The 14,339-nt window shown below is 52.7% G+C and carries 12 protein-coding genes; 8 read left to right on the top strand and 4 right to left on the bottom strand.

Features of this window, described 5'->3' with window-relative positions:
- Positions 1-33 precede the first annotated feature (33 nt).
- Together IE156_RS05970 and IE156_RS05965 are read right to left on the bottom strand one after the other, a co-directional pair.
- Positions 34-1,035 carry a 2Fe-2S iron-sulfur cluster-binding protein gene (locus tag IE156_RS05970; protein WP_189391625.1) on the bottom strand — a complete coding sequence of 334 codons (1,002 nt, stop codon included), beginning with the start codon at positions 1,033-1,035 and terminating at the stop codon, positions 34-36.
- Between the two features lie 98 nt (positions 1,036-1,133).
- Positions 1,134-1,664, bottom strand: coding sequence for a MarR family winged helix-turn-helix transcriptional regulator (locus tag IE156_RS05965; protein WP_189391624.1), 531 nt, complete (start codon positions 1,662-1,664; stop codon positions 1,134-1,136).
- Between the two features lie 101 nt (positions 1,665-1,765).
- On the opposite strand from IE156_RS05965, the gene IE156_RS05960 reads away from it, so the two are divergent.
- Together IE156_RS05960 and IE156_RS05955 are read left to right on the top strand one after the other, a co-directional pair.
- Positions 1,766-2,743 carry a tripartite tricarboxylate transporter substrate-binding protein gene (locus tag IE156_RS05960; protein WP_189391623.1) on the top strand — a complete coding sequence of 326 codons (978 nt, stop codon included), beginning with the start codon at positions 1,766-1,768 and terminating at the stop codon, positions 2,741-2,743.
- A gap of 18 nt (positions 2,744-2,761) precedes the next feature.
- A complete protein-coding gene (locus IE156_RS05955; RefSeq protein ID WP_189391622.1) occupies positions 2,762-4,324 on the top strand; it encodes a sulfatase-like hydrolase/transferase in 1,563 nt (520 codons plus the stop codon).
- Positions 4,325-4,427: 103 nt separating this feature from the next.
- On the opposite strand, the gene chrA is transcribed toward IE156_RS05955, so the two are convergent.
- The gene (gene chrA / locus IE156_RS05950) at positions 4,428-5,654 is read right to left on the bottom strand and encodes a chromate efflux transporter (protein ID WP_189391621.1); all 1,227 of its coding nucleotides are present in this window, start codon (positions 5,652-5,654) and stop codon (positions 4,428-4,430) included.
- 224 nt (positions 5,655-5,878) lie between these two features.
- Positions 5,879-6,802, bottom strand: coding sequence for a LysR substrate-binding domain-containing protein (locus tag IE156_RS05945; RefSeq protein WP_189391620.1), 924 nt, complete (start codon positions 6,800-6,802; stop codon positions 5,879-5,881).
- A gap of 102 nt (positions 6,803-6,904) precedes the next feature.
- Between IE156_RS05945 and IE156_RS05940 the strand changes: the two genes are divergently transcribed.
- From IE156_RS05940 to IE156_RS05915, 6 genes are all read left to right on the top strand, one after another.
- Positions 6,905-8,110, top strand: coding sequence for an MFS transporter (locus tag IE156_RS05940; RefSeq protein WP_189391619.1), 1,206 nt, complete (start codon positions 6,905-6,907; stop codon positions 8,108-8,110).
- Between the two features lie 197 nt (positions 8,111-8,307).
- Entirely contained in the window at positions 8,308-9,111 is an 804-nt protein-coding gene (dkgB, locus tag IE156_RS05935; RefSeq protein WP_189391618.1) for a 2,5-didehydrogluconate reductase DkgB, read from the top strand.
- Positions 9,112-9,814: 703 nt separating this feature from the next.
- Positions 9,815-10,360 carry a hypothetical protein gene (locus tag IE156_RS05930; RefSeq protein WP_189391617.1) on the top strand — a complete coding sequence of 182 codons (546 nt, stop codon included), beginning with the start codon at positions 9,815-9,817 and terminating at the stop codon, positions 10,358-10,360.
- Between the two features lie 133 nt (positions 10,361-10,493).
- Positions 10,494-11,207 carry an ABC transporter ATP-binding protein gene (locus IE156_RS05925; RefSeq protein ID WP_189391616.1) on the top strand — a complete coding sequence of 238 codons (714 nt, stop codon included), beginning with the start codon at positions 10,494-10,496 and terminating at the stop codon, positions 11,205-11,207.
- A 43-nt stretch (positions 11,208-11,250) separates the two neighbouring features.
- Complete coding sequence (locus IE156_RS05920) at positions 11,251-12,420, top strand: ABC transporter permease (RefSeq protein WP_229841058.1); 1,170 nt, start codon at positions 11,251-11,253, stop codon at positions 12,418-12,420.
- Positions 12,413-13,501, top strand: a complete 1,089-nt coding sequence (locus IE156_RS05915) for a TolC family protein (RefSeq protein ID WP_189391614.1) — start codon at positions 12,413-12,415, stop codon at positions 13,499-13,501. The genes IE156_RS05920 and IE156_RS05915 overlap by 8 nt, the downstream gene beginning before the upstream one ends.
- Positions 13,502-14,339 lie beyond the last annotated feature (838 nt).

Here is a 14,339-nt window from a genome sequence, read left to right as displayed (position 1 = left end):
AGGCCCGATAACAACCACCCTGGGCCCACCCATTCAAGGCGTAAAAAACACATCCACATGCAGGTTCTGAACCTTCACCCCGCGCTTGAGCACCATACCAATAGCATCGTCCACCATCGGTGGGGAGCCCGCCACATAGACCTTCCAGCCGTTCAGGTCCGGCAAGTCTTTGCCAGCCACCTCGGTCACCAACCCCTGTCGATACGGTGCCACCGGCATACCCGATAACACCGGAGTAAAAGTCAGATTGGGATAGAGCTGCTCCAGGGCCCGGAATTCGTCCACGTCATACAAGTCCCTTAGCTCTCGCACCCCGAAATACACATGAATCGCCTGGCTCATCCCCCACGCCAGAGCTGTTTCCACAATCGATTTAATCGGTGCCAAGCCTGTACCGCCGGCAATACAAAGAATCGGCCCACTATAACCATCACGCAAATAAGAAGAGCCTAAAGGCACTTTCAGGGACACCAACTCGCCCAACTGTAAAACGGTATGCACATAGGCGGACGTCACTCCCCGAGGCACACGGCGCACATAGAAATCCAGTTCAGACTCCCCCGGACAGTTGGCCATCGAATAGCTGCGCACCGGGGCCTGCCCAAACTTGATATCCGCATACTGCCCGGCAAAGAAGGTCAAAGGCTCACCATCATCCAGGCGAATCCTTACCAGCCGGATATCGTGAGTCAAATCCTTGATACAGGACACCGTACCTGTCAGTTGACGCGACGGTATCAAGCCCCGCACATCATCTGTCCCAATCCAGCCAACAGCGACATCGGTTTTAGGAATCGCCCTACAGGCCAAAATCAGCCCTCTGGCCTTTTGTTCCTCGGTCAAGGCAAAACGGGAATACTCCAGCATCTCTACCTCCCCTTGGACCAGGCGCGACTTGCAGCCCCCGCATACGCCGGTACGACAACCGTGGGGGTAGGAGATTCCGTGCTCCAGCGCAGCTTGCAGAATGTTCTGCCCGTCTACAGCCTGGATTCGATCTCGGGTTTGCTTGATCACAATTGTTTTGCCCGCCATACCTGTCTCCCCTAGCTTATTTCAAGCGACTGCTCCCCACATTCAGTTTGTCGTCACACAAGCGCAACCATAAGCCATAAGGCCCTGTTCCAGGCAGGTTATCGGTTACGGCGAGCCCGCTCCTTCACCACATTGCTCTCCAGCATGGCATCAGCCCGGCTTGTAATGCGCTCCAGCATGCTGCTTAGCGCCACCATCTCCGCCGAGTTCAGATCCTGAAAAATCTCCGCGTTCAAGGACACGACAATGGGCATCATCGCCTCGTAGCGCTGCAGGCCCAGCTCAGTGACGGAAACATGAATCACGCGCGTATCACGCGTATCTCGGGTTCGCTTCAACAAGCCTTTCTCACACAGGGAGCTGACCGCTCGCGAACAGCGGGCCCCATCCAGCCCCACCGCTTGCGCCAGCGCCGCCCCTGTCAAAGCCGAATGCATACAGGCGATAGCCAAGATGCGCCACTCACGGCGAGTGATATTAAAACGACCTTCGCACAAGCGGGTAAAGATCGGGTTCCCGGCAGACCAGGCCCGATACAACTGGAACATCATCATGGCCGGAAGCGTGGGTGCCGGGGCGTTACCTGCCGTACTTGCCAAAGCGGAAGAAGGCTTGGGAGTGCGGGCCATAGGATACCTTTAAGCGTAAAGATACTTGATTAGAACAACTATCAGCCCCCTTGTTAAGCTGCGGTAAAAACTGATGGAAATCAAAAAAAAGGAGACAAATCATGGCACAGAACCGCCTTCGCGCCACGGTAACCAGCTGTCTGTTGTCTGGACTGTTGTTCACTGGCGCATCCCACGCTGCAGCTTCCAGCGAAACCCTGACCGTCGTCGTGCCCTATGCACCCGGTGGAGCCTCCGACCGGGCAGCACGCATCGTGTCCGACGGTTTACACAAGAAGCTTGGCATTCCCATCGTGGTCGAAAACAAGACCGGCGCTGGTGGCCGGATTGCCGCTCAGTACGTCAAAAGCACAGCGGCAGACAAGAATGTGCTGATTCTGGCCAATCCCGCCATCATGGTCGTCGCCCCGCTGGTATTCAATGACATCCCCTACAAGCCCGACAGCGACTTTCAAGCCGTTTCCATGGTGACCGAATACGGTTTTGGTGTGGCCGTCTCGGCAGACAGTGACATTAAAACCATGGACCAGTTGATTAGCTGGGCCAAAGAGCACCCCGGTGCCTTCAATATCGGCGTCCCTGCCACCGGCAGCCTGCCCCACTTCTTTGGCATGATGCTGTCCCAGCAAATTGGCTCCAAGGGCGAAATCATTGGCTACCGTGGCTCGGCCCCCGTCATTACCGACCTGATCGGCGGCATTCTGCCCGTGGCCATTGATACGCTGGATGTACTGACCGCCCAACACCAAGGCAAACGCATCCGCATTCTGGCCACCTCTGGCAGCGAACGTGAAGCCGCCTTGCCGGATGTCCCCACCCTGAAACAATCCGGTGTTGAGCTGGAAGCATCAGGCTGGAATGCTTTCTTCGCCCCCGCCTCCATGCCTGCCGACAAAGTGACCCAACTGGGCGAGGCGATCAAGGAAGTCACCAGCGATCCGGCACTGCAGGAGACGCTGCTAAAAAATGAATTGATTCCCGTGTCTGCCGATGCCGAACAAACTCGCACCCGGATTGAAGCATTCCGCCAGCAATGGGCTCCTGTTATTCAAGCCTCCGGCTTCAAAGTCACGCAATAAACCAGCAACACAGACAACATGACACAACGCAAGAACGTCCTGTTCATCATGGCCGATCAGCTACGGGCTGATCACCTGGCCTGCTATGGGCACCCTCATATTCGTACCCCTAACCTGGATGCTCTGGCCGCCAAAGGGGTGCGCTTTGACCGTGCCTTCGTTAACTCCGGAGTCTGCGGCCCATCTCGCATGAGCTACTACACGGGCCGCTATCCCTCTACCCATGGTGCCACCTGGAACCGCGTGCCTTTGTCGGTAGGCGAAGTCACCATGGGCGAATATTTGCGCGCAGGCGGCCACAAGCTGGTGCTGGCGGGCAAAACCCACATCATGGTCGACCACAAAGGGCTGGAACGACTGGCACTGGATGGTGGCAGTGAACTGGCCCGCCTGCTAAAAACAGGCGGCTTTGAAGAGATAGACCGCTACGACGGCCATCACGAACCTGGGGAAGAAAGCGGCTACCCCGCCTATCTGCGCCGTCATGGTTATCAGTCTGACGACCCGTGGACAGACTTTGTTATTTCCGCACGTGGCCCCGATGGAGAGACGGTCAGTGGCTGGCATATGCGCAACGCCCGCTACCCCTCGCTGGTGGAAGAAAAGCACTCGGAAACGGCCTATATGACAGATCAGGCCCTGTCCTTCATGGAGCGCATGGGGGACGAACCCTGGGTCTTGCACCTAAGCTACGTCAAACCACATTGGCCCTACATTGCCCCTGCGCCGTACCACGATATGTACAGCGCCGAGCAATGCCTGCCCGTGGTACGCAATGATGCGGAGTTAAACAATGCACATCCGGTCGTAGAGGCCTACCGCCAGCAAGAAGAATGCGTCAGTTTCGCCAGCGATACCTGCGTTAACACCGTTCGACCGGCTTACCAGGGGCTTATCACCCAATTGGACGACCACCTGGGCCGCTTGTTCGACTTCATGTCCCGCAATGGTCTGATGGACAACACCCTGATCATCTTCACCGCCGATCATGGGGATTTTCTGGGCGATCATTGGCTGGGCGAGAAAGAGCTGTTTTACGACACCGTGCAGCGTGTACCTTTCATTGTCTATGACCCGTCACCAGAAGCGAATGCAACTCGCGGGAAAGTCGATGACAGAATGGTCGAAGCCGTGGATGTGCTGCCCACCATGCTCTCCTGGCTGGGCCTACCACTGGCCTCCCACAGACTTGAAGGGCGTGACCTTCAACCTTTGCTGCACGGCAAGCAGCCCCCCTGGCGGGACTGCGTGTTTTCCGAGCTGGATTACAGCTACCGACTGGCGCGCGTGATACGTGATAAATCCCCGTCCAACGCCAAGGCCTGGTCCCTACGCAGCGACCGCTGGCGCTATGTGTATTGGCTGGACGAACCTGAACAGCTTTACGACCTGCATGCAGACCCAGAACAGTTCAACGACCTGGGCCGCTCTGCTGAACATGAACACATACGGGAGGAATGTAGGGAGCGTTTACTGCAATGGTTCACGAGCCTGAAACGTCGCACCACTGTGACGGAAGAAGAGGTCGAACGCGGTACGAATGCCTATAAAAAAGCAGGCGTGTTTTTTGGTCAGTGGTAAGGCCTAGAGACGGGGCTGGCTTGGCGCTTTCAGTCTGACGTCTGCAATCGCCAAGCAACTCTCTCTACCTGAACCAGCAACAGCCCAAGGTGAGCAGCTCCTATCAAACAACAGAGATCCCCCATGCCCCCAGCGCTGCCAACAGCACCACCAAGGCTGGCGGTACACGCCCTACGGTCAATAGACCAAACAAGAGCAGGGCCAGCCCAAAATCAGCCCGACTGTGAATTGCACTGGTCCATACCGGGTCATACAAGGCTGCTCCCAGAATGCCAACTACACCTGCATTCACACCGGCCATCGCCGTCCGAATCCCTGCCCTGTGCCGCAAGCTCTGCCAAAATGGCAAGACGCCGATCAAAATCAAAAACGCCGGTACAAAAATCACCACCAGTAAGACCAGCCCGCCCAACCATCCGTGCAAAGGCTCTTGAGCAATCGCTCCGATATAAGCCGCAAAGGTAAACAGCGGCCCCGGTACAGCTTGAGCAGCCCCGTAGCCCAGCATCAAATCGGCATTGCTAACCACACCGCTGGGAACCACCGAGGATTGCAACAAAGGCAACACCACATGCCCGCCCCCAAACACCAAAGCCCCAGAGCGATACACCCCTTCCAGCAACTGCACCGAGGACGATCCCGTAAGCGCAGCCCAAACAGGCAAGACAATCAATAAACCAGCGAAGATCAGCAAAGCAGCCATCCCCACCTTTCGCGTCACCGGATACACATGGGCCTGCCCAACCCCCGCCTGAGCCACATCCAGCCTCCACCAGGCCAACAGACCCGTAATAGCAATAGCGGTCACCTGCCCGAACGCAGAGGGCAACAAGAGGCTCAAGAAGGCAGCCAGGATAGCCAATGCCGCCCGGCCCCGATCAGGGCATAAAGAGCGAGCCATGCCCAGCACCGCCTGCGCCACAATCGCTACGGCCACAATCTTAAGACCGTGCACCCAAGGGGACTCCGCGACACCTTGGAGACCTGCTAGACCCAAGGCAAACAGAATGAGCGCAATCGCCGAGGGCAAAGTGAACCCTATCCATGCAGCCAACAAACCCATCCAGCCCGCACGTCCCAAGCCAATCGCCATTCCCACCTGACTGCTGGCGGGTCCTGGCAGGAACTGACACAAGGCAAGCAGATCAGAATAGCTATGCTCATCCAGCCAGCGACGACGCTCCACAAACTCCGAACGGAAATATCCAAGATGCGCGATAGGCCCGCCGAATGAGCTCAGACCCAGTTTCAGGAAGGCCCAAAAGACCTCTGCAAATGTGCCACGCTGGATCACCACTTGCTGCTGTACAGGCTCAATAGAACCATTCATTGCTGTTTGAACTCCCCCGAGAGCCGTCAGACCCCGCTTGCGGTCCGGCTCCTGAAATTACTACCCTTTATTGTTGATGGGGCTCCCGCCCCCCATCTACGATGGCCCGCTCGGGCCTATCCCGCGCAGCTTATCCAAGCTCGCACCACCGCTCCCTGCGTGCCTGCCTCACTCCAGGCCCAACGACTTCTTCTTACTGGCAGGCATAATTTTCAGCGCTGTAATTAAGGCTTGGCCGCCACAGCACTACAACCACCTGCATTGGCATCCCAGCATTCACTCAAATAGCTGACGAACGTAGAGATCCTGGCCGATAACGCGGTGTTGCGATAGTACACAGCATTGATGGGCTGACGCATCTCCAGCGCCTGCTTGGGGAGAACCTCTACTAAACATCCTTCGGCACGATCTCGATGCGTCATGAAGTCCGACAGGCACACCATCCCCTGCCCCTCCAGCGCCAATTGCCGCAAGGTTTCGCCGCTAGAAGCGGCAATAGTCGGTTTGATATGCAAGGGCATCCCGTCTGGCGCAGGCAAAGACCAGTCATTCAGGCTCAAAGGTTGAGTAAAACCCAGCAGCACATGATTAGCCAGATCAGCCACCTCACGTGGGTGACCGTGCTTTGTCAGATAAGCAGGCGAGGCCAAAACGCGTAAACGACAGCTACCGATAGGCCTGGCGTGCAAGGTGGAATCCTTAAGCCTGCCAATACGAATAGCGACATCGGTGCGCTGCTCCAGCAGATCAATCCAGCCTTCGTTACTGCTCAGTTCCAGATTCACTTGCGGATAACGCTCCCTATATCCGCCCACCAAAGGCACGACACAATGCAGGATAAAAGGAGATGCCGCATCGATACGCAAGCGCCCCGCGGGCTGCTCACGGCGTATGGCCAAATCCTCCTCGGCCTCCTTCACACTGGCCACAATCGCCCTGGCCTTCTCCAAAAAAACAGCCCCTTCCTCGGTCAGTTCCAAACGACGCGTAGTGCGTCGTAGCAAGGTGGTGTTCAGTTTTTCTTCAAGACGGCTCAAGGTGCGACTGACGGCAGAAACAGTCAGCCCTAAAGGCTCGGCCGCACGCGATATCGCACCCGTATCGACCACGGCAATCAAGGCCTGCATTTCATCAAAGGTCGTTTTCATTATTGAATTTAAATCAAATGTATTTTCATCAATATGGACTTTTTAGAATAAATCATCAAGCAGACAATGACATTCTTTCAATGCTCGACGCAAGGAAGCATCATGCCTATCGCTCTTTTGGCGCTAACCATCAGCGCCTACGCCATCGGGACGACAGAGTTCGTTATCGTTGGCCTGCTGCCCACTCTTGCGGCAGACCTTGCCGTCAGCCTGCCCTCTGCTGGCCTGCTGGTTAGCCTCTACGCCTTGGGCGTTGCTGTCGGTGCACCCGTTCTAACCGCACTTACCAGCAAGATTCCCCGCAAAATGCTGATGTTGGGCCTGATGGCCTTATTCACCATTGGCAATCTGGTCGCCTGGCAGACCCCCGGCTACGAGTCCCTGGTTGTCGCCCGCCTACTGACTGGGCTGGCGCATGGTGTTTTCTTTTCCATCGCCTCCACCATCGCGGCAAGCCTGGTTCCTAAAGAAAAAGCCGCCAGCGCTATTGCCATCGTGTTCACAGGCCTAACCGTAGCCTTGGTTACCGGTGTGCCACTGGGCACCTTCATCGGGCAACAATTTGGCTGGCGAACCACCTTTCTGGCCGTCTCTGGCCTAGGCGTCATCGCCTTCCTGGGCACCCTGATGTTTGTCCCAAAAAACGTAGCGCACAGCAGACCCGCTACCTTTCGTCAGCAACTGGGTGTGTTCGCACAACCCCGACTGCTGCTGATCTACGCCATGACAGCCGTAGGCTATGGCGGCACCTTCACCGCCTTCACCTTCCTGGCACCTATCCTGCAGCAAGTAACGGGCTTTTCCACCCACGCCGTGGGCGGAGTCCTCTTGGCCTATGGCGTATCTGTGGCAATTGGCAACCTGTGGGGCGGCAGGCTGGCAGATCGCCACGGCCCCATTCCCGCCTTAAAACTGATCTTCCTACTGCTGGCAGTAGTCCTGTTTGTGCTGACCTTCACCGCAGGAAACCGTTGGCTGATGCTGGCCACCGTGCTGGCGTGGGGAGGCGTGGCGTTTGGCAATGTGCCTGGCTTGCAGGTCTATGTAGTCAACCAGGCCCAGCGCTTTGCCCCGGAAGCGGTAGATGTCGCCTCGGGCCTGAACATTGCAGCGTTCAATATCGGCATTGCAATTGGCGCATGGGGCGGAGGTGTGATCGTGGCGGAGATTGGCTTGATTCACACCGCCTGGATCGGCGCCATCGTGGTGCTGGTGGCTCTGGGCCTGACCGTATGGGCTGGGAAACTGGATCAGCGGGATCGGGAAGAAGAAATCGAAATTAACGCTACACCGTTGGCGGTTTGCTAAGGAGCAGATGCTGGTTGTGGCTTGCCCAATATCTATACCGATACTCCAGCCTGCATCTGCGGCGACAACAAAAACAACAACAACAACAACAACAACAACAACAACAACAACAACAACAACAACAACAACATTTTTTCAATATTCATCGACGGGCGCTCTTGTAGCCCATCCAGATTTACAAAAATGGAACGATCACTATGTCTATCCCACAAATCGGCGTCGGCACCTTCCGCCTGAAAGAACAAGCTGCCATTGACTCAGTACGCACCGCCCTTGAAGTCGGCTACCGCGCCATCGATACCGGACAAATCTACGACAACGAAACCGAAGTCGGCCAAGCCATCGCTGAGTCCGGCATCCGCCGCGACCAGTTGTTCATCACCACCAAAATCTGGATCGACAACTTAGCGGGCGACCAGCTCATCCCCAGCCTGAAAGCCAGCTTGAAAAAGCTACGCACTGACTACGTGGATCTGACCTTGATCCACTGGCCCTCGCCAGAGGCAGCGGTGCCATTGAACGAGTCACTGCAAGCTTTGCTGGAAGCACGTGAACAAGGGCTGACACGACAGATCGGAGTATCCAACTTCAACATCGCCCTGCTTGACGAAGCTGTTAACGCTATTGGCGCAGAAAACATTGCCACCAATCAGGTAGAGATCAGCCCTTACCTTCAGAACGCTAAGCTAGCCGCCTTTGCAAGTGATAAGGGAGTGCATCTGACGTCCTATATGACACTGGCCTATGGCAAGGCGGTGCAAGACCCGGTGCTGCAAGAGATTGCAGCTAAGCACGGGGCGACGTCTGCTCAGGTTGCACTGGCGTGGGCGATGCAGGAAGGATTTTCTGTGATCCCGTCGTCAACCAAGCGGGCTAACTTGGAAAGCAATCTGAAGGCTGGGGATTTAGAGCTGGATGAGGAGGATTTGGGGAGGATTGCTGGCCTGGATCGAGGGGAGCGCTTGGTTGATCCTGAAGGATTGGCGCCGGTTTGGGATTAAATCCAATATTCAACTGCACTTAAAAACCCAGTAAAAACCGCCTCTCCATAGAGGCGGTTTTTATTGAAATTAATGTCTAAATAAGCCTTAAAAATAACCAGCCTAACTATTTTAAGAAAATAAATTAAAAAAAACAAACCAAAGAAATAACAACAATTTCCACCACAGTTCGAATAACAAGCCAAAAAACAGAGAGATAGAATCAAATAACATTTAACAAAACCAAGGAAATAAAATGAAAATTAGATTTTCAATAGCGTCAATTACTTTCATAATTATTCAATTTTTCTCACTTACTTCCCCAGCATATGCAGCGGCTTCCTTTTGGACTGGGCTTCAGACAATAAAACTAACAAGTTTGGGAATGCATCAGTTTAGCTACAACCCTATACAATTAGGGCACACTATTCCGGCTGGTGCCAAGATACATCGAATTGAGGCACATATGGAGGGGGATCAAATAGATAGAATAGCCTCTCAAACTTATGTTTGCTGGAACGGAACCACACAATGCGTACAAATGTACGGAAAACACTTAACGACGCGCTTTTTTAATGATTTCGATGCATCTAAACCTATATACGTCGTTGTGCGTGTCGATAACTTTGGTGGCTTGTATCCCCCTGCTTTTTCCCCCACATCGGTTACCGTGTACTACACGTACTAACCACTCCTCTGTTGCCTTATAGAAAGGGTTAAACCGATGCTTATCAGCTCTTCGACATCTCGGATCACCTCAACTGAACTGAGCAATAACAAACATCAACGGACCGATGCAGACAATTCACAAAACTTCAATACTGTCCTTGCTGCTGCATCTACACGAGTCAACATTTCAGATGCAGCTCAACAACAAGCCCAAGAAAACGTGATCAAAAGCGGTGGTTTCGGTATACGAAACACCATCAGTAGTATGAGTGATGAAACTCTAAGCAGCTTCCTAAAAGAAATGGTTTACGAAGACATTTCTGGAAAAGAGGATACAGCTGGAGGACTGTTAGATATAAGCGACTGGATTAATGGTGGACCACTACGCTACTCAAACACAGGTGAGCCTGTAACACCGGAAAGCAAAGCTTATTTCAACACCATAGCGGAGAGATATAAGTCTCAAAAAATATCAATCTTTGAGACAGAAATGAACAAGGAAACCTCCTTGATTGAGATTTATGAAAAGCTAGCTGATCTTACCTCTCAACAAAACACACGATTCTTAGGAATGATGGGCTATCTTATTAAACCCAGCTAACTCCTTCGCATGTCCATACATCTGTTCAATAGCCCACCTTTAAACTGTGGGCTGTTTATTTAGAACGGATGCTTATTACCCAAACTTCAATCATAATAAATACAAGAAATGAATATCCACAGGCACAGAAACCATGAAAACCATAATACTTAAAAAAAACTGTGTCGATTTAGTTAACATACAGAACATCACCCATATATACAGCACAGACACCATTTCAAAGCCTGTATTAAACAATGTTTCTTTATCAATACTAGTCGGAACAAGCTGTGCAATTGTCGGCACCTCAGGTTCAGGAAAAAGTACCTTATTAAATATTATCGGGTTGCTGGATAGGCCTAGCAGTGGCCATGTGTACATCGCAGGTAAGGACATGGGCAATGCAAATGCAGACACACGGGCCATCACACGCAACCTACTGATTGGGTTTGTCTTTCAAAATTTCAATCTACTACCCAGACTCAATGCACTGGATAACGTCGCTCTACCCTTGCTCTATCGCGGCCTTTCACGCGACGACGCAAAAGAGATGGCATACCTAAAGCTGGGTCAAGTCGGCCTAAGCAACCGTACAGACCATCTGCCTACTGAGTTATCGGGCGGTCAGCGCCAACGTGTCGCGATTGCACGCGCCTTAGTCGGCAATCCAACCCTATTATTGGCAGACGAACCCACAGGGAATCTAGACAGCGTAACGGCCAATGAAATCATTGATCTGCTACTAAGTCTTAACCATAAACAAGCCGTAACTTTAATAACGGTGACGCACGACAAAGCAATTGCTGCACGCATGCAACGCTGCATCCATATTCAGGATGGAGATGCCCACGAGGTAAGGGATGCCTAAGCCAGACAGTGCAATCTATGGTGTTCGGCTCAGCCAACGACTCTTGGAACCACTCGAGAACTTACAACTATTAGGTAGCCGTGCTGTTTTAGCGTTGCTAGGAATCGCTGTTGGCTGTGGCGTAGTCATTGCATTGCTGAACATCGGCCACAACGCAAAGTTGCAGTCGCTAGCGATCTTTAAAGGAATGGGAAGTGAGCTGATGGTCGTTCATGTACAGCCTGCTTCTGATAGCCAACCATCAATTAGGCACATCCCAACTGCACGGGACAGCCCAAAAATACTCGAAGCGCTTCCTGATTTTCAGACTCTGGCCTTACTCGCCGTAACTGCCGCCAATGCACACATATCGGGTCGTACACTCCACACACTCATTGTGGGCGCTACTCCTGAGCTAACTAAGGTTCTGAACTTACAGATAAATCAAGGACGCTTATTAAGTAACTATGATGTAAGTAGCACTTACTCAATACTCGGCTGGAACGCTGCTATCAGTCTGTCCACCAACAAAAAACCAGTCGCCCCTGGAGCACAGATCCAACTGGGCGACTACCTCTTTCAAGTAGCAGGGACTTTGCAGGCACAAGAGCCCAACCCGCTTCTACCCTTCACAATCGACGACATGGTTCTGGTTCCCCTTGAGAGTATGCGACGCATTGTTAACTCCTCCCGGATCAATACAATCCTGGCACAAAGCAATAGCGAACAGCCTCAGGCGGCCGCAGCACTATTAGAAAAACATCTTCAGTCACTCTGGCCAGATCATGCCGTGCATATACAAACCCCTCAACAACTCTTATCAGGGATCACACAGCAATCACGCCTATTTTCCGGCTTAATCATTGGGCTGGGAGGTATCTCGTTACTAGTCGGCGGCGTAGGAATCATGAATGTCATGCTTATGAATGTTGCCGAGCGACGGCAAGAAATCGGCATACGGTTAGCAATTGCTGCACGCCGCCGTGATATCGCTTACCTATTCCTACTGGAAGCTATGGCCCTGGCTGTGATGGGTTCCTTATTTGGAATGCTGCTTGGAACCGGGGCCACGTGGGTATTTTCTTTCTTATCCGCCTGGGAGTCCTTTTCACTGTCTCCACTATCCATACTTATAGGAATGCTCAGTTCCATACTGACGGGCCTGTTCTTTGGCCTAAACCCGGCACTATCAGCAGCTCGACTTCGACCTGTTCAAGCATTACGCGATGCATAAGGCCCTCGCACTTGTTCTGCTGCTATTGAGTTCTGCCACTTGTTGGGCTGAGGGGCAAACCACTCCTTCAAAGCCAACCTGGCCAGAAGCGATAGCCAACGATACAGCAGCCATCTCACTTAACGCGGCCACCATCCATCTAAGCCTAAGCGACGCCATCTACTTAGGTTTACGCAACAATCGCGCCATAAGCAGTGCCTATCTAAATCGTATTGCACAAAAATTTGACCTACGCGTTGCTGAAGACTTCTTCACCCCAAAACTAAGGATTAATGGCAATTACACTACGGCCCACAGCAATGCTGATCGATCTAGACAAGGTGAGCTAAGCCCTACCGCTACTTTAGTAACTCCCTACGGAACGCGCGCCAGCCTAGGCTGGACATACCAACACACGACAGCAAATCAGGCAGGCAGCTCTCGCAATGACGGGGCTAATATTTCGATTGTGCAGCCACTTCTGAGAGGGGCTGGGTATGGCATTGCCAATGCGCCTCTTCAACTAGCTAAGCTTAACGAGCAAATAAACCGCTTAAGACTTAAATCCTCCGTTTCGCAAACGATCACGCAGATCATCTACACCTATCGCGAGCTGCTTCGCTCTCAAGAACAGGTTCGGATTGCACAAGACTCCTTGGAACGTGCTCGACAGCTGCTAGGTGTCAACAAAGCGCTCATTGCAGCTGGGCGTATGGCTGAGTTCGAGATCGTACAAACAGAAGCTGAATTAGCCACACAAGAACTTAGCTACGAAGATACCCACAATCAGAAAGACAAAAACCGCCTCGCGTTACCACAACTACTTGCCTTGGATATGCATACCCAAGTTATTGCCAGCGACACCCTGCAAGCCTTCCCTATTCAAGCCAATGCCGCTCAAGCACTACATCAAGCTGAATCAGCTTACAGGTGCTGGAACAAGACTCAAAGCATACAGAAGCGGAATGCACGTTTGATGTTGTCAAAGACAGTGACGGTCATAAGTACCTTCAGCTTGATACCTATGGATCGTTATCTCGACAGATACGCGGGAAAAAGAGCCAAAGCATCAGGCTTACGCCAGAGGCAATTGAACAATTAAAAGCCATATTTTTAGAGTATGGTTTGTGACGATTCCTTCTAGTCTCGCATTGAGCAAGCTTGCCTGCGTCAGGCTGCTTTGGAACTTTAAATCGTCAGGTCCTCACATGAGCAGTTTTTAGATTTACAAGGCTATTGCGGGAATAGCTACCACAGCGATTGCTGGATAACGACACAGGCCCTGACCTGGGATGTCGTCAATAACGGCGCGGCATCGAAAATATGTTCCAGTGCTAGGCGCAGAAGACTGCTGGCTTCCTCAGCGGAGCCAGATAGCCAATAATCCACGTCATCCATTTCTATAGGAATGACCGAGCGCTTGTCTTGGGCATCACCCACATTGACGGATGCGCGTCCGCGCCCGTGTTTTCGTCGTTCCAGGCGCTAGAGTTACTAGTGGCAATGAAATCTGTGCTGGCTGGTTTCCATCTTCGATGGGTCTCCGTTGGATGACATTGCTATTCCTTCGGCCTAGCTGGGACTTTCACCCCCCAAAATTCGCTGCCGCTCATTTGTCGCCTTAAAAGCCCCACACACGACGCACCCCTAACGGGGTAGGAAAAGCGCTTGTTTTTCAGGCGCTTACTGACGGGCGACTCCATACCTTGTTGTGGGACAGTTAGAGCGATGAAAATATGTAAATCATTGAGCCAAAATGGAAAGTGTCGGCTACGGATGGGGCCCAATCATCTATAGACCTTCTAGCTGGAAGCCCGGATTTCATCCTGACAGCAATTTGGCAGCAGCTTGGTGACTAGTTGGCTACGGATGGGCTACATCGCGGTGACGGGTTGGCTAAAAAATGGCTACATGTAAATTGCTTAAAGAAGGGGCTTTGC

Source organism: Alcaligenes pakistanensis (assembly GCF_014652815.1).
Lineage (GTDB): Bacteria > Pseudomonadota > Gammaproteobacteria > Burkholderiales > Burkholderiaceae_B > Alcaligenes > Alcaligenes pakistanensis.
The sequence above is the reverse complement of the archived record's forward strand: the minus strand, read 5'-3'. Positions and strand labels throughout refer to the sequence as shown.